Genomic DNA, 15,459 nt, shown 5'->3' on the forward strand with positions numbered 1-15,459 from the left:
CAGAGCGCTAATAAGTCACTAGGGTGCTCTCACCCGCCGTGCAGCGGGACGCGTTCCTGTTCGGGTTTTGGGAACCCCCGTGCAGGGGCGAGGGTGGAGGGCGGCCTCGTCGACCGGCGATAGGCGAGGCCGCCCGCCACCCCTTGGCCGTCCCCGGCTCCTGATGGCCGGCGGCCGGGCGCCCTGCGCTCAGAGCTTCTGGGTGGAGTACGGGTCGTGCTCGGTCAGCAGCTTGTCGAGCCGGGCCTGGTCGGCGCGGTTGGTGAGGGCCTGCGACTCCTGCTTGTCGCGGATGCACTTCGCGAGCGTGAACGTCGACGTGATGACGTACAGCAGCCCGAGGGCGAGGAAGGCGCGCACCCAGGTCTGGACCGGCAGGTAGATGATGCCGACGCAGACGGCGACGCTGGAGACGGCGAACGAGATGATCGCCTGGACGAAGAACGCGGTCGTGCTCGCCGATTGCGGCGCTTGTGTCGTCATGAAGCGAGTGTCCGGAGTGCCGCGGGTGATCGCCTGAGTACGGGGACTCAACCCGCGCTGGGTACTTGTGCCGGTCTGCTAAACGCGGCCCTGGGGCTTGTTGGTTTCGGTCTTACGGGCGCCCCGGGCCGTTCGGTGGGATGCGTTCCGAGGCGCAGCCGGACGAGAGGAAGCCGACATGACCGTCATGCCTGACCTGGCCGACGCCGCCGCGGTGCAGCGGTTCCTCGAAACGATCAGCGGGCCGGAGCAGCTGCGCGACCTCCTCGACGGCACCGCCCCGGACGGCCCGGACGGCCCGGACGGCCCGGACGACAAGGTGATCGATGAGTTCGTGGAGGGCGCCGGGGCGACCGCCGTGCTCGACCGGCTCTTCACCATCATGGGGGAGCGGTTCGTGCCCGAGCGGGCCGCCGGCGCCGCCGGCGTCGTCCAGTGGAACGTGCGGACGCCCTCGGGGGTGTACACGTACCACGTCGAGATCAAGGACGGCGCGGCCCGCGGGAAGCGCGGCGCCTACAGCGGCGCGAACGTGTCGCTGAAGATCTCGGTCGCCGACCTGCTGCGGGTGTGCGCCGGGCGGCTGAACGCGGTCACCGCGTTCACCGGCGGGAAGATCGGGCTGACCGGCGACATGATGTTCGGCGCGAAGCTGTCGGGCTGGTTCGCGTACTGAGGACCGGTACGCGGTAAAGGCCGCTTCAGTACGCCTGGCCTGCGGATTCGACGCCCGTGCCGCGGGTAGTGGGCGCTCCGGGGAGGGAGCGCTCGTGGGTGTGCGGACGTGGATCGAAGGGTGGCCCGTCTACCGGCAGCTGACGGGAGACGACCGGCTCGGGCGCGGGGCCGCCGCCGAGTCGGCGCGGACGGCCGGGCTGGAGTCCCGGATCGCGACCGCCGACCGGGTGGTGCGGTCGGTGTGCCCGTACTGCGCGGTCGGATGCGGCCAGAAGGTGTACGTCAAGGACGAGCGGGTCGTGCAGATCGAGGGCGACCCGGACTCGCCCGTCAGCCGCGGCCGGCTGTGCCCCAAGGGCTCGGCGACGCTCCAGCTGACGACCGGCCCGTCCCGCGAGCACGCGGTGCTGTACCGGCGGCCGTACGGCACCGAGTGGGAGGAGCTCGACCTCGACACGGCCATGGACATGCTGGCCGACCGGGTGATCGGGACGCGGGCCGCGAACTGGGAGTGGGAGTCCGGCGGGGTCCGCACCCGGCGCACGCTCGGCATCGCCAGCCTCGGCGGCGCCACGCTGGACAACGAGGAGAACTACCTCATCAAGAAGCTCCTGACCGCGCTCGGCGTGGTGCAGGTGGAGAACCAGGCGCGGGTCTGCCACAGCTCGACGGTGGCGGGCCTGGGCACCTCGTTCGGGCGGGGCGGCGCCACCACGTTCATGCAGGACCTCCAGCACTCGGACTGCATCGTCATCCAGGGCTCGAACTTCGCCGAGGCGCACCCGGTCGGGTTCCAGTGGGTGATGGAGGCCAAGGCGCGCGGGGCGACCGTCATCCACGTCGACCCGCGCTACACCCGGACCAGCGCGCTCAGCGACGTCTACGTGCCGCTGCGGGCCGGGACCGACATCGCGTTCCTCGGCGGGCTCATCAACCACGTCCTGAGCACCGGGGCGTACTTCCGCGACTACGTGGTCGCCTACACCAACGCGGCGGCCATCGTCGACGACGGCTTCCGGGACACCGAGGACCTGGACGGCCTGTTCTCCGGGATGGACGCCGACGGGAACGGCGTCTACGACTACGACACCTGGCAGTACAAGGACGCGCACGTGGTCGGCGCCGCCGGGCAGCGCGACCTCGCGTACGAGGAGCGCGCCCACAGCCGCCGGACGAACCGGGAGGCCGGGCACTCGGAGAGCCAGGGGTCCGGCGGCGTCAACGTCGGGGCCGCGCCGCACACCGACCCGACGCTGAACGACCCCCGCTGCGTGTTCCAGATCCTCAAGCGGCACTACTCCCGCTACACGCCGGAGATGGTCCACGAGATCTGCGGGGTGCCGCCGGAGCTGTTCGCCAAGGTGGCCGACGCGCTGGTGCGGAACTCCGGGCGGGACCGGACGAGCGCGTTCGCGTACGCGGTCGGCTGGACGCAGCACACGGTCGGCGCGCAGTACATCCGCGCCGCGAGCGTCCTGCAACTGCTGCTGGGCAACATCGGCCGGCCGGGCGGCGGCATCCAGGCGCTGCGCGGGCACGCCAGCATCCAGGGGTCCAGCGACATCCCGACCCTGTACAACCTGCTGCCCGGCTACATCCCCATGCCGCACGCGCACGAGGACATCACGCTGGACGGCTTCGTCCTCGCCGACGCGGCCCGCAAGGGCTACTGGGGCAACATGCGCGCCTACGTGGTGAGCCTGCTGAAGGCGTGGTGGGGCGACGCCGCGACCCCGGAGAACGACTTCGCCTTCGACTACCTGCCGCGGCTGACCGGCAGTCACAGCACGTACGAGACCGTCATGGCCCAGATCGACGGCGAGTGCAAGGGCTACTTCCTGATGGGGGAGAACCCGGCGGTCGGGTCCGCCAACTCCAAGGCGCAGCGGCTCGGCATGGCCAACCTCGACTGGCTCGCCGTCCGGGACTTCTCGCTGATCGAGAGCGCGACCTGGTGGAAGGACGGCCCGGAGATCGAGACGGGCGAGCTGAGCACCGAGGAGATCCGCACCGAGGTGTTCTTCTTCCCGGCCGCCTCGCACACCGAGAAGGACGGCAGCTTCACCAACACCAACCGGTGGCTCCAGTTCCACCGGACCGCGGTCGACCCGGCGGGGGACGCGCGCAGCGACCTGTGGTTCATGTACCACCTGGGCCGCCGCATCCGGGCGAAGCTGGCCGGCTCGACCGACGAGCGGGACCGGCCCGTTCTCGACCTGACCTGGGACTACCCGGTCCACGGGCCGCACGCCGAGCCGTCCGCGGAGGCGGTGCTGGCCGAGATCAACGGCTTCGACGGCGACGGGGACCACCTGGCGTCGTACGAGCAGCTGAGGGACGACGGCTCGACGAGCTGCGGCTGCTGGATCTACTGCGGCGTCTTCGCCGACGGCGTCAACCAGGCGGCCCGCCGCAAGCCGCACACGGAGCAGGACTGGATCGCCGCCGAGTGGGGGTGGGCCTGGCCGATGAACCGGCGGGTGCTCTACAACCGCGCCTCCGCCGACCCCGAGGGGCGGCCGTGGAGCGACCGCAAGGCGCTGATCTGGTGGGACGGGGAGCGGGGCCGCTGGACGGGCCATGACATCCCCGACTTCCAGGGCACCAAGGCGCCGTCGTTCCGGCCCGAGGAGGGCGCGGTCGGGCCGGCCGCGCTGGCCGGCGACGACCCGTTCATCATGCAGGCCGACGGCAAGGGCTGGCTGTACGTGCCGGCGGGCCTGGTGGACGGGCCGATGCCCACGCACTACGAGCCGCAGGACTCGCCGTTCGAGAACGCGCTGTACGGGCGGAACCGCAACCCCGTCCGGCAGATCTTCGCCAGGCCGTACAACCGGCTGCATCCCAGCGGGACCGAACCGGGCGCGGAGGTGTTCCCGTACGTCGTCACCACCTACCGGCTCACCGAGCACTTCACCGCGGGCGGGATGAGCCGGTGGACGCCGTACCTGGCCGAGCTCCAGCCGGAGTTCTTCTGCGAGGTGTCGCCCGAGCTGGCGGCGGAGCGGGGGCTGGAGCACGGCGGGTGGGCCACCGTCGTGACCGCCCGCAACGCCATCGAGGCCCGCGTCCTGGTGACCGACCGGATGACGCCGCTGCGGGTGCGGGGACGGACCGTCCACCAGATCGGGCTGCCGTTCCACTGGGGCCCGAACGGCTACTCGCGGGGGGACGCCGCCAACGAGCTGGTCAGCATGTCGCTCGACCCGAACGTGCACATCCAGGAGGACAAGGCGCTGACGGCCGACATCCGGGCCGGCCGCCGGCCGCGCGGGCCGGCGCTGCCGCGGATGGTGCTCGACTACCGGCGCCGGGCCGGGATCACCGAGACCACGGGAACGGGGGTCTGACCGATGGGACGCTTCTCCGGCCCGCTGGCCGACGTCGCGGCGGACGCGGGGCACCGCGGCCACCCGCCCCGGATGGGGTTCTTCACCGACACGTCCGTCTGCATCGGCTGCAAGGCGTGCGAGGTGGCGTGCAAGGAGTGGAACGCCGTCCCGGAGGACGGCCTGAACTTCACCGGGATGTCGTACGACAACACGGAGGGGCTCGGCGCCGACACGTGGCGGCACGTCGCGTTCATCGAGCAGCGCAAGCCGCTGGGCTTCCAGGATCCCGGCGTCGAGCACGGCGACTACGCCGATGTGGACCTGCTCGGCCTGACCGCCGAGGCCGCCGCGCGGGGGGTGACGGCCGACGGCGCGGACCGCGGCGAGTTCCGCTGGCTGATGGCCTCGGACGTGTGCAAGCACTGCACGCACGCCGCCTGCCTGGACGTGTGCCCGACCGGCTCGCTGTTCCGCACCGAGTACGGCACGGTCGTGGTGCAGGAGGACATCTGCAACGGCTGCGGCTACTGCGTGCCCGCCTGCCCGTACGGGGTCATCGACCAGCGCAAGGAGGACGGGCGCGTCTGGAAGTGCACCCTCTGCTACGACCGGATCTCGGAGGGGATGGAGCCCGCGTGCGCGAAGGCGTGCCCCACCGACTCCATCCAGTACGGCCCGCTGGACGAGCTGCGGGAGCGCGCCGCCGCGCGCGTCGAGCACCTCCACGAGGCGGGGGTGGGGGACGCCCGCCTGTACGGGCACGACCCGGACGACGGCGTCGGCGGCGACGGCGCGTTCTTCCTCCTGCTGGACGAGCCGGAGGTGTACGGCCTGCCGCCCGACCCGGTCGTGACGACCCGCGACCTCGGCTCCATGTGGCGCCACGCGGGCGCCGCGGCCGTGACCCTTCTGGGCGGCGTCGCCGTCGCGTTCGCCGCGGCGGCCTGCGCGGGCGGGAAGGGGAAGCGGTGAGCGAGGCGAAGGTCACCGAGGAGGGCTCCCGGAACGAGCGGCCGGGCCGCGAGGCCGTGCCCGGCGCGAAGGGCGGGCGCGAGCGGTTGCGCCGGCGCCGCCGCAGGGGCGAGCAGGTCGTCGTCCCGGAGGCGGAGTTCGGCTCGTACTACGGCCGGCCCATCATCAAGGCGCCGACCTGGGCGGCCCGCGACATCGCGGGCTACCTGTTCCTCGGCGGGCTGGCCGGCGGCTCGTCCGCGCTGGCCGCCGGCGCCGAGTTCACCGGCCGGCGCGCGCTGGCCCGCACCGCCAAGATCGGCGGGCTGGGCGCGATCGCGCTGTCCACCGCCCTGCTGATCCACGACCTAGGGCGGCCGGCCCGGTTCCTCAACATGCTGCGGGTCTTCAAGCCGTCCTCGCCGATGAGCATGGGCTCCTGGATCCTGATGACGTACGGCCCCGCCGCCGGGATCGCGGCCGTGACCGACGTGACCGGGCTGTTCCCCCGCGCGGGCCGCGCCGCGACCGGCTGGACCGCCCTGTCGGGCGTGGCGGTCGCCTCGTACACCGCGGTGCTGATCTCCGACACGGCCGTTCCGGCGTGGCACGAGGCGCACCGGGAGATGCCGTTCGTGTTCGTCGGCTCGGGCGCGGCGGCCGCGGCCGGGCTCGGGCTGCTGGCGGCGCCCGTACGGGAGACCGTCCCGGCGCGGGCCGCCGCGGTCTTCGGGGCCGTGCTGGAGCAGGCGGCCGTCCGGCGGGCGCGCCGCCGGCTGGGTCCGCTGGCCGAGCCGTACCGGGAGGGCAGGGGCGGCCGCCTCATGCGGGTGTCCGGGCTGCTGACCGTGGCGGGCGCCGTCGGCGCCGCGACCGTGGCGGGCCGCTCCCGCCGTGCCGCGGCGCTCTGCGGGGCCGCGCTGCTGGCCGGCTCGGCGTGCACCCGCTTCGGCGTCTTCGAGGCGGGGCGCGCCAGCGCCGCCGATCCGCATTACACGGTCCTGGCGCAGCGCGGCCGGCGGGAGTCCGAGGAGCGCTGAGGGGCAGGGCGGGCGGGCACTGACTCGCGCATTGACAGGCGGGTCCTGACCGGCCTAGGTTGAGCGCGCTCACTAAGCGGACGCTTAACGGAGGGCCCGGCATGACGGACCTGTTCAGCCTCGCGGGGAAGACCGCGCTGGTCACCGGCGGTACGCGCGGCATCGGCCTGATGATCGCGCGCGGGCTGCTCCAGGCGGACGCGGCCAAGGTGTACGTCAGCTCGCGCAAGCCCGAGGCGTGCGAGCAGGCCGCCGAGGAGCTGTCCCGGTACGGGACCGCGATCCCCGTGCCGGCGAACGTCAGCACCGAGGAGGGCTGCCTGGCCCTGGCCGAGGCCGTCTCGTCCCGGCACGGGGAGGCCGGCGAGCCGCTGCACATCCTGGTGAACAACGCCGGGGCCACCTGGGGCGCGCCGCTGGAGGAGTTCCCCGCGCACGCCTGGGACAAGGTCGTCGACCTCAACCTCAAGGCGCCGTTCTACCTGACCCGCGCGCTGCTGCCGCTGCTGCGCAAGGCCGCCACCCCCGACGACCCGGCCCGCGTGATCAACATCGGCTCGATCGACGGGATCATGACGCCGGGCGACCGCTACTCCTACACCGCGAGCAAGGCCGGCCTGCACCAGCTCACCCGCGTCCTGGCCAAGGAGCTGGGCCCGGAGGCGATCACGGTGAACGCCGTCGCGCCCGGCCCGTTCGAGTCCAAGATGATGGCCGCCACGCTGGAGGCGTTCGGCGACGCCATCGCGGCCGCCGCGCCGCTGCGCCGGATCGGCCGGCCCGACGACATGGCGGGCGTCGCGGTCTACCTCGCCAGCCGCGCGGGGGCGTTCGTGACCGGGACGGTGATCCCGGTCGACGGCGGCCTGACCGCCACGTGACCGCGGCCGACGACGCGCTGGCGCGGGCCTGGGCCAAGCGGCCGGAGGGGGCGCGGCGGCTGTTCCGCGCCGCCGTCGAGGTCATCGGCGAGCACGGCTACCACGGCACCTCGACCCGGGCCGTCGCGGCGCGCGCCGGGATGAGCCCCGCCGCGATGTACATGCACTTCCCCACCAAGGAGGACCTGCTCTACCAGATCAGCCGGACCGGCCACGAGCTGACGCTGGAGCTCGTCCGGGACGCGGCCGCCGGGGCGGACGACCCGGCCGAGCGGGTGCACGCCATCGTGACGGCCCTCGTCCGCTGGCACGCCGAGCACTCCACGGTCGCGCGGATCCTCCAGTACGAGCACGCCTCGCTGTCCGACGTCCACCGCAGCGAGATCATCGCGCTGCGCCGCCGTACCGAGGAGGTGCTGCGGGAGGCGATCGACGACGGCGTGCGCACCGGCCGGTTCGACGCGGCGGCCGTACCGACCGGCGAGCTGGCGATCATGTCGCTGGCGATCGACGTCGCCCGCTGGTACCCGGTCCAGCGCCGCCGCGGGCCCGAGCAGATCGCCCGCGCCTACGCCGACCTGGCCCTGCGCATCCTCAACTGGAACGGCGGCCCGGAGGTGCTGGAAGCGGGACCGGGGTGACCAGCGTCCCGTCCTCCAGGAAGCCGCGCAGGTTCCGGAACGCCAGGTCGCCCATGGCCTCCCGGGTCTCGCGGGTGGCGCTGGCGATGTGCGGGAGCAGCAGCACCGAGTCCAGGTCCAGCAGCGCCGCCGGGACGTTCGGCTCGTCGGCGAAGACGTCGAGCGCCGCCCCGGCGAGCCGCCCTCCGGTCAGCGCCGCCACGAGGGCCGGCTCGTCGACGACGCTGCCGCGCGCGACGTTCACCAGATAGCCCTCGGGACCCAGGGCGTCCAGGACGGCGGCCGAGACCAGGCCGCGGGTCCCGGCGCCGCCGGCGGTGGCGACGATCAGCGCGTCGCTCCAGGCCGCCAGCTTCTCCGGCGACTCGGCGTAGGCGTACGGGACGCCGTCCACGCGCGAGCGGGAGTGGTAGGAGATCTCCGTCCCGAAGCCCTCCAGCCGGCGGGCGATGGCCCGTCCGATCCGGCCGAGGCCGAGGATCCCGATCCGCTTCCCGCTGACCTTCGTCGCGAGCGGGTACTGGCCGCGCGGCCAGTCGCCCCGCCGGACGAACCGGTCGGCCGCCGCGAACCGCCGCATCACGTCGATCAGCCCGCCCACGGCGGTGTCGGCGACGCAGTCGTTCAGCACGTCCGGGGTGTTGCTCACCGCGATCCCGCGCTCGGCGGCCCGGCCGAGGTCGGTGGTGTCGTACCCGACGCCGAAGTTGACGATCACCCGGAGCCGGGGCAGCCGGTCCATCAGCTCCCGGCCGACCCCGTACCGGGCGGTGGTGACCGCGGCGACGTAGTCCGCGCCGTGGCCGTCGAGGTGCCCGGCGTCCTGCTCGTCGAGCAGGACGGTGTCGTAGTGCTCGCGCAGGTTCCGGTGCAGCGACGGCAGCAGCGGGCCGACCTGTAGGACGCGGTCCAAGACGCTCTCCTCCCTCTCCTTCTTCTCCCCGTTCACTTCTGCCCGTTCACCGGTCGAGGGCCGGGCGCTTGGGGTCGAACGTCCAGCCGGGCACGAGGTACCGCATGGCGGCCGCGTCGTCCCGGCCGCCGAGCCCCTCGGCCAGGTACAGCCGGTGCGCCTCCTCCAGCATGTCGTGGTCGATCTCGACGCCGAGCCCCGGCCGGTCCGGCAGCGCCAGCACGCCGCCGGAGATCTCGTACGGGGCGGTCGTCAGCCGCTGGCCGTCCTGCCAGATCCAGTGCGTGTCCACGGCCGTGATGTCGCCCGGCGCCGCGGCGGCGACGTGGGTGAACATCGCCAGCGAGACGTCGAAGTGGTTGTTGGAGTGCGAGCCCCAGGTCAGCCCCCACGCGTCGCACAGCTGCGCGACCCGGACCGAGCCGTCCATCGTCCAGAAGTGCGGGTCGGCGAGCGGGATGTCGACCGCGCCGGCCCGGATCGCGTGGCCCAGCCCGCGCCAGTCGGCCGCGACCATGTTGGTGGCCGTGCGCAGGCCGGTGGCCCGCCGGAACTCGGCCATCACCTCCCGCGCGGAGTACCCGCCCTCGGCGCCGCACGGGTCCTCGGCGTAGGCGAGGACGCCGCGCAGCCCGCGGCCCAGCGCGACCGCCTCGTCCAGCGACCAGGCGCCGTTGGGGTCGAGGGTGACGCGGGCGCCGGGGAAGCGCTCGGCGAGCGCGGTCACCGCCGCGGCCTCCGCCGGCCCGGGCAGGACGCCGCCCTTCAGCTTGAAGTCGGTGAACCCGTACCGGGCGCGCGCCGCCTCGGCCAGCGCGACGACGGCCTCGGGCGTCAGCGCCTCCTCGTCCCGCAGGCGGAACCAGTCGTCGGTCTCGCCGTCCCCGGCCGCGCGGTAGGGCAGGTCCGTGCGGTTCCGGTCGCCGACGAAGAAGAGGTAGCCGAGCACCGGCACCTCCTCGCGCTGCCGGCCGGACCCGAGCAGGTCCGCGACCGGGACCTCCAGGTACTGCCCGAGCAGGTCGAGCAGCGCCGCCTCGATCGCCGTCACGGCGTGCACGGTGGTGCGCAGGTCGAAGGTCTGCGCGCCGCGCCCCGCCGCGTCCCGGCCCGCGAACCGCCGCCGCACCGACTCCAGCACCGCGTTGTACGCGGCGACCGGCCGGCCGGTGACCAGGTCGCGGGCCTCCCCGAGGGTACGGGTGATCGCCTCCCCGCCGGGGACCTCGCCCACGCCCGTCCGGCCGTCGGAGTCGGTGAGCAGGACGATGTTCCGGGTGAAGTACGGGGCGTGCGCGCCGCTCAGGTTGAGCAGCATGCTGTCGCGGCCCGCGACCGGGACCACCCGCATCGCGGTGACGCGCGGGGAGCCGGTCACGCGGGCCCGCCGTCGCGCAGTTCCGCGGGCAGCAGGTCCGCGGGCACGTCCTGGTAGCCGACCGGGCGCAGCCAGCGGTCGATGGCGAACGCCCCGACCGAGGTGGTGGCCGGGGCCGAGGTGGCCGGGTACGGGCCGCCGTGGACGGTCGCGGGGCCGACCTCGACCCCGGTCGGCCAGCCGCCGAACACGATCCGCCCGGCGAGCGTCTCCAGGTCGGGCAGCAGTTCCGCGGCCGTCTCGCGGTCGTCCGCGGCGGCGTGCACGGTCGCGGTCAGCTGGCCTTCCAGCGCCGCGACGATCTCCCGCAGGCGGGCGCGGTCGCGGACCCGGACGAGCAGCGACGCGGCGCCGAAGACCTCCTCCTGGAGCGCGGGCTCGGCGAGGAACGCCGTGTCGTCGGTGAGGAAGAGGCCGGGCAGGCAGGGCGTGGCGATGTCGGGGTCCGCCACGCCGCGCGCCAGCGTCCGGACGCCGGGGGTGCCCGCCAGCCGCGCGACCCCGGCGTCGTAGGCGGCGCGGATGCCTGCGGTGAGCATCGGCGCGGCCGGGGCCGCGGCGACGGCGGCGGCCGCGGCGTCGACGAAGGATCCTGCGGAAGATTCGTCGCCGCCGTCCAGCAGGAACACCAGGCCGGGGCTGGTGCACAGTTGCCCGGCGCCGATCATGAGGGAGCCGGCGAACGCGCGGCCGAGGTCCGCGCCGTTCTCGCGGAGGGCCCCCGGGAGCACGAACACCGGGTTCACGCTCGACATCTCCGCGTACACCGGGATCGGCACCGGCCGGGCGGCGGCCGCCGCGACCAGCGCGAGCCCGCCCCGGCGCGAGCCGGTGAAGCCGACGGCGCGGATGCGCGGGTCGGCGACCAGCCGTGTCCCGAGCTCGTGCCCGGCGTCGAGGACGAGGGAGAAGACGCCCTCGGGCAGCCCGTGCTCCCGGACGGCCTCGCGGACGGCCCCCGCGACCAGCACGCTCGTGCCGGGGTGGGCCGGATGGCCCTTGACCACGACGGGCGCCCCGGCGGCGAGCGCGGAGGCGGTGTCGCCGCCCGCGACGGAGAAGGCCAGCGGGAAGTTGCTCGCGCCGAACACCGCGACCGGGCCGAGCGGGATCCGCCGCCGCCGCAGGTCGGGGCGCGGAAGCGGCGTCCGGTCCGGCAGCGCCGGGTCGGTCCGGACGTCGAGCCAGGCCCCGTCCCGGACGACCGAGGCGAACATCCGCAGCTGGTTCGTGGTCCGGGCGCGCTCGCCCTCGGCCCGCGCCGCGGGGATTCCGGTCTCGGCGGTGACGCGTTCGGTGAGGGCGCCGCCGAGCGCGTCGATCCGGTCGGCGATCGTGTCCAGGAACGCGGCGCGCTCCTCCGGCCCGGTCCGCCGGTACGCGGGGAACGCCTCCCAGGCCAGCTCGCAGGCGCGGTCGGCGTCCGCCGGGCCCGCCGCCGGGTGGCCGGGGCCGAGCCGGGCGCCGGTGCGCGGGTCCACGGCGTGCAGGACGCCGGTCATCGGGCCGCCTTCTCGATCAGCGCGGTGAGGTCGGCCAGCTCCGCCCCGGTGAGGTCGGTCAGCGGCGGCCGGACCGGGCCCGCCGGGCGGCCGGTGGCGGCGAGGCCCGCCTTGACGATCGACACCGCGTACCCGGCGCACCGGTCGCGGATGTCGAGGTACGGCAGCACGAAGTCGGCGAGCCTGCGGTACACGGCGGCCCGGTCCTGCGCGCGGACGTCCTCGTAGAAGGCGCAGGCGAACTCCGGGACGAAGTTGAACATCGCCGAGGAGTACGTGGTGACGCCCAGTTCCAGGTAGGGCAGCGCGTACGTCTCGGCGGTGGGCAGCCCGCCGACGTACAGCAGCGAGTCGCCGAGCGTGGCGTACAGGCGGGACATCAGCTCGATGTCGCCGACGCCGTCCTTGAAGCCGATGAGGTTGGGGCAGTCCCGCGCGAGCCGGGCGACGGTCTCGGCGGAGTACGCGGCGTTGGCGCGGTGGTAGACGATCACGCCGAGCGAGGTGGCGGCGCAGACCGCCCGGACGTGGGCGGCCAGCCCCTCCTGGCCCGCCTCGGTCAGGTACGGGGGCAGCAGCAGGACGGCGTCGGCGCCGGCGGCCTCGGCGTCGCGGGCCATCTCGGCGGCCAGCGCGGTGCCGTACCCGGCCGGGGCGATGATCGGCAGGCCGTCGGGCGCCTCGGCGACGGCGGCGCGCACGACCCGTCCCACTTCGGCGGGGGTGAGGGAGAAGAACTCGCCGGTGCCGCCCGCGGCGAACAGCCCGGCGGCCGGGTGGCCGGCGAGCCGGGCGATGTGCTCGCGGTACGGCCCCTCGTCGAACGCGAGGTCGGCGGTCATGTGCGTGACGGGGAACGACAGCAGCCCGGCGCCGAGCACGGATTTCAGCTGGTCGTGGGTGAAGCGGCTCATGGTGCGTGGACTCCTGGTCGCAGGGGGCGGTCACGGGAAGGCTAGGTAGCGGGCATCATGCCTGTCCAAGGTTGAAAAGGCATCTGCTGATACCTTTCGTGCATCGCATGGGCGGGGACGTGAGGAGGAGCGCGGTGACCTACACGCTCGACCAGCTTCGGGGCTTCGTCGCCGTCGCCGAGGAGGGGCACTTCGGCCGGGCCGCCGAGCGGCTGCGGATGACGCAGCCGCCCCTCAGCCGCCAGGTGCAGAAGCTGGAGCGCGCGGTCGGCGTCCCGCTGCTGGTCAGGACGGCGCACGGCGCCGCCCCGACGCCCGCGGGGCGGGCCTTCCTCGCCGAGGCGCGGCGGCTGCTCGGCCAGGCGGACGCGGCGGTGCTGCTGGCCCGCCGGAGCGCGGCCGGCACGAGCGGCACGGTGCGGATCGCGTTCACCGCCGTGTCGGCGCTGTCGGTGCTGGGCCGGTGGATCGCGGCTGCCCGCGAGCGGCTGCCGGACGTGGAGCTGGTGCTGACCGAGATGGTGACCCGCGACCAGGTGGACGCGCTGCTCGCGGGCGAGATCGATGTGGGGCTGGCGCGCGGCGTCCCGCGGTCGGACGTGCTCGCCGCGCGGCGGGTGCACGCCGAGCCGCTGGTGCTGGCGGTGCCGCGCGGCCATCCGCTGGCCGGGCTGGGGCGGGCGCCGGGGCCGGCCGACATCGCCGCGCACGACGTGGTGACGTACGCGCCGGTCGAGGCCCGCTACCTGTACGAGCTGGTCATCACGGTCTTCCGGGAGGCGGGCGTGACGCCGCGCTTCGTGCAGCGGATGGCGCAGGTGCACAGCCTGCTGGCGCTGGTCGACGCCGGTGTCGGGGTGGCGCTGGTGCCGCGCTCGGCGGCGGCGCTCCGGCTGCCCCACCTGGAGTTCCTCGATGTCGCCGGGCTGGGGTCCGGCCTGGTCGAGACGCACGCGGTGTGGCGGGCCGGCGGCGATCTCCCGGCGCTGCGGGAGCTGCTGCGGCTGCTCGCCCCGGACTCTTGACGCCGGAAGATCGGCCGCTCTAAGGTCCCGTCTACCCATAGAGACGACCTTCTTATTCGTAGACAATCCTTGTGATTCGGGCCGGCGCGCCCTCGCGGCCGCACGCACGTCTCGCGCTCTCGACACGTCCTGTCTGGAGAGGCCATGCCCGCATTCCCACCCCGCCGCCGCCCGCGGCGCGCCCGGCATCCGGCGCCGGCCGCGCTGCTCGCGCTGGCCGTCGCGGCCACCGGCTGCACCGTCGCCAACAGCGCCTCGGTGTCCGGCGGCGCGAACGGCGCGCTGCAGATCGTCCTGCAGCAGGAGCCGCCGACGCTCGAACCGTGCGAGTCATCGCTGACCTCGACCGGCATCGTCGTCCGCTCCAACATCACCGAGCCGCTGATCGAGCGGGACCCGACCTCCGGCGCGCTGAAGCCGCTGCTGGCGACGGAGTGGAAGTCCGGCGGAGACGGCGGCCGCACCTGGACGTTCACCATCCGCGACGGCGTCCGCTTCCACGACGGCACGCCGTTCGACGCGGAGGACGCCGAGTTCACCATCGAACGCGCCGTCGGCTCCAAGCTCGGCTGCAACGTCGACGGCTACGTCTTCGCCGACAGCGAGCTGGAGGTGGCCGCGCCCGACCCCCGGACGCTGACCGTCACCACCGCCGAGCCGGACCCGATCCTGCCGCTGCGGCTGTCGTTCCTGGAGATCGTCCCGACCGGCACCGACACCGCGCGCAAGGTCCGCGAGCCCGTCGGAACCGGCCCGTACCGGATCTCCGGCTGGGACACCGGGATCAGCCTGAGCCTCAAGCGCTCGGACGGCTACTGGGGCCCCCGGCCCGCCTACCCGGCCGTCCGGTACGTGTGGCGCGCCGAGAACAGCATCCGCGCCGCCATGGTCACCAGCGGCGAGGCCGGAATCGCGGTCGGGCTCGGCCCCGAGGACGGCGCGGGAGACCTCGGCGTCGCCTACCCCAACAACGAGACCACCGCGCTGCGGATGAACGGCAACGCCGCCCCGCTCAACGACGTCCGGGTCCGCCGCGCGGTCAACTACGCCATCGACAAGACCGGCATCGTCCAGTCGCTCTTCATGAAGCTCGGCGAGCCCGCCGGCCAGCTCGTCGCCCGCGGCGTGGTGGGCCACGACCCGGCGATCAGGGCATGGCCGTACGACCCCGCCAGGGGCAAGGCGCTGATCGACGAGGCGCGGGCCGCCGGGGTACCGGTGAACGCCCCGATCACCCTGATCGCCCGGAACGCGATGTTCCCCAAGGTGGCCGAGACCGCCGAGGTGATCCAGAACGCGCTGGGCCGGATCGGCCTCAACGTCAGGATCAAGATGCTGGACACCGCCGCGCACCTGGAGTACCAGCTGCACCCGTTCGTCCCGGACGCGGGCCCGGTACTGCTGCTGATCATGCACGGCAACCAGGCCGGCGACGCCGCGTTCACCACCAGCCAGTACCTGAAGAGCGACGGCCCGCAGAGCCGGTTCGGCACGCCGGAGCTGGACCGCATGATCGACGAGGCGGAGCGGGAGACGGGCGCCGAGCGCGAGCGCGCGTTCGCCGGGGTGCTCCGCCACCAGAACGAGACCGTCGTGCAGTACGCGCACATCGCCCACATGCGCGGCCTGGTCGGCATCTCCGGCAACGTCCGGTACGAGCCGAACTCCGCGACCTCCGACGAGCTGCGGCTCGCCGACGTCCGCCCGGCCAAGTGAGGGAA

13 protein-coding genes are annotated in these 15,459 nt (G+C 74.1%); 8 read left to right on the plus strand and 5 right to left on the minus strand.

Annotation, left to right across the window (positions count from 1 at the left end; genetic code table 11):
- Window positions 1–189: 189 nt before the first annotated feature.
- Entirely contained in the window at window positions 190–483 is a 294-nt protein-coding gene (locus ACA361_RS36165) for a YiaA/YiaB family inner membrane protein (RefSeq protein ID WP_375019607.1), read from the minus strand.
- Between the two features lie 178 nt (window positions 484–661).
- On the opposite strand from ACA361_RS36165, the gene ACA361_RS36170 reads away from it, so the two are divergent.
- The 6 genes from ACA361_RS36170 to ACA361_RS36195 all read left to right on the plus strand — a co-directional run bounded on the left by ACA361_RS36170 (window position 662) and on the right by ACA361_RS36195 (window position 8,006).
- Window positions 662–1,159, plus strand: a complete 498-nt coding sequence (locus ACA361_RS36170; RefSeq protein ID WP_375019608.1) for an SCP2 sterol-binding domain-containing protein — start codon at window positions 662–664, stop codon at window positions 1,157–1,159.
- A gap of 94 nt (window positions 1,160–1,253) precedes the next feature.
- Window positions 1,254–4,511: a formate dehydrogenase gene (gene fdh, locus ACA361_RS36175; RefSeq protein ID WP_375019609.1), complete on the plus strand. Its 3,258-nt coding sequence runs from the start codon at window positions 1,254–1,256 to the stop codon at window positions 4,509–4,511.
- Between the two features lie 3 nt (window positions 4,512–4,514).
- A complete protein-coding gene (locus ACA361_RS36180) occupies window positions 4,515–5,465 on the plus strand; it encodes a 4Fe-4S dicluster domain-containing protein (RefSeq protein ID WP_375019610.1) in 951 nt (316 codons plus the stop codon).
- Window positions 5,462–6,484: an NrfD/PsrC family molybdoenzyme membrane anchor subunit gene (gene nrfD / locus ACA361_RS36185; protein WP_375019611.1), complete on the plus strand. Its 1,023-nt coding sequence runs from the start codon at window positions 5,462–5,464 to the stop codon at window positions 6,482–6,484. The genes ACA361_RS36180 and nrfD overlap by 4 nt, the downstream gene beginning before the upstream one ends.
- A gap of 101 nt (window positions 6,485–6,585) precedes the next feature.
- Complete coding sequence (locus ACA361_RS36190) at window positions 6,586–7,365, plus strand: SDR family oxidoreductase (RefSeq protein WP_375019612.1); 780 nt, start codon at window positions 6,586–6,588, stop codon at window positions 7,363–7,365.
- Window positions 7,362–8,006, plus strand: a complete 645-nt coding sequence (locus ACA361_RS36195) for a TetR/AcrR family transcriptional regulator (protein ID WP_375019613.1) — start codon at window positions 7,362–7,364, stop codon at window positions 8,004–8,006. Before ACA361_RS36190 ends, ACA361_RS36195 begins: the two co-directional genes overlap by 4 nt.
- On the opposite strand, the gene ACA361_RS36200 is transcribed toward ACA361_RS36195, so the two are convergent.
- From ACA361_RS36200 to kdgD, 4 genes are read right to left on the minus strand one after another with little or no spacing between them, the layout of a single operon-like run.
- On the minus strand, window positions 7,960–8,919 hold the full coding sequence (locus tag ACA361_RS36200; RefSeq protein ID WP_375019614.1) for a 2-hydroxyacid dehydrogenase: 960 nt from the start codon (window positions 8,917–8,919) through the stop codon (window positions 7,960–7,962). The genes ACA361_RS36195 and ACA361_RS36200 overlap by 47 nt on opposite strands.
- 46 nt (window positions 8,920–8,965) lie before the next feature.
- The gene (locus ACA361_RS36205) at window positions 8,966–10,297 is read right to left on the minus strand and encodes an enolase C-terminal domain-like protein (RefSeq protein ID WP_375019615.1); all 1,332 of its coding nucleotides are present in this window, start codon (window positions 10,295–10,297) and stop codon (window positions 8,966–8,968) included.
- On the minus strand, window positions 10,294–11,799 hold the full coding sequence (locus ACA361_RS36210) for an aldehyde dehydrogenase (NADP(+)) (protein WP_375019616.1): 1,506 nt from the start codon (window positions 11,797–11,799) through the stop codon (window positions 10,294–10,296). Before ACA361_RS36210 ends, ACA361_RS36205 begins: the two co-directional genes overlap by 4 nt.
- Window positions 11,796–12,713: a 5-dehydro-4-deoxyglucarate dehydratase gene (kdgD, locus tag ACA361_RS36215; RefSeq protein WP_375019617.1), complete on the minus strand. Its 918-nt coding sequence runs from the start codon at window positions 12,711–12,713 to the stop codon at window positions 11,796–11,798. The genes ACA361_RS36210 and kdgD overlap by 4 nt, the downstream gene beginning before the upstream one ends.
- A 134-nt stretch (window positions 12,714–12,847) precedes the next feature.
- Here kdgD and ACA361_RS36220 point away from each other — a divergent pair, with 134 nt between their 5' ends.
- Both ACA361_RS36220 and ACA361_RS36225 read left to right on the plus strand, forming a co-directional pair.
- Entirely contained in the window at window positions 12,848–13,738 is an 891-nt protein-coding gene (locus tag ACA361_RS36220; protein WP_375019618.1) for a LysR family transcriptional regulator, read from the plus strand.
- Between the two features lie 144 nt (window positions 13,739–13,882).
- Entirely contained in the window at window positions 13,883–15,454 is a 1,572-nt protein-coding gene (locus tag ACA361_RS36225) for an ABC transporter substrate-binding protein (RefSeq protein ID WP_375019619.1), read from the plus strand.
- Window positions 15,455–15,459 lie beyond the last annotated feature (5 nt).

It is taken from the genome of Actinomadura sp. 21ATH, assembly GCF_041951345.1.
GTDB lineage: Bacteria > Actinomycetota > Actinomycetes > Streptosporangiales > Streptosporangiaceae > Spirillospora.

Bases quoted from the DNA above. Each gene is read 5' to 3' on its own strand.
- ACA361_RS36165 (WP_375019607.1), bottom strand. From the start codon at position 483: ATGACGACACAAGCGCCGCAATCGGCGAGCACGACCGCGTTCTTCGTC.
- ACA361_RS36170 (WP_375019608.1), top strand. From the start codon at position 662: ATGACCGTCATGCCTGACCTGGCCGACGCCGCCGCGGTGCAGCGGTTC.
- ACA361_RS36180 (WP_375019610.1), top strand. From the start codon at position 4,515: ATGGGACGCTTCTCCGGCCCGCTGGCCGACGTCGCGGCGGACGCGGGG.
- ACA361_RS36190 (WP_375019612.1), top strand. From the start codon at position 6,586: ATGACGGACCTGTTCAGCCTCGCGGGGAAGACCGCGCTGGTCACCGGC.
- ACA361_RS36210 (WP_375019616.1), bottom strand. From the start codon at position 11,799: ATGACCGGCGTCCTGCACGCCGTGGACCCGCGCACCGGCGCCCGGCTC.
- kdgD (WP_375019617.1), bottom strand. From the start codon at position 12,713: ATGAGCCGCTTCACCCACGACCAGCTGAAATCCGTGCTCGGCGCCGGG.
- ACA361_RS36225 (WP_375019619.1), top strand. From the start codon at position 13,883: ATGCCCGCATTCCCACCCCGCCGCCGCCCGCGGCGCGCCCGGCATCCG.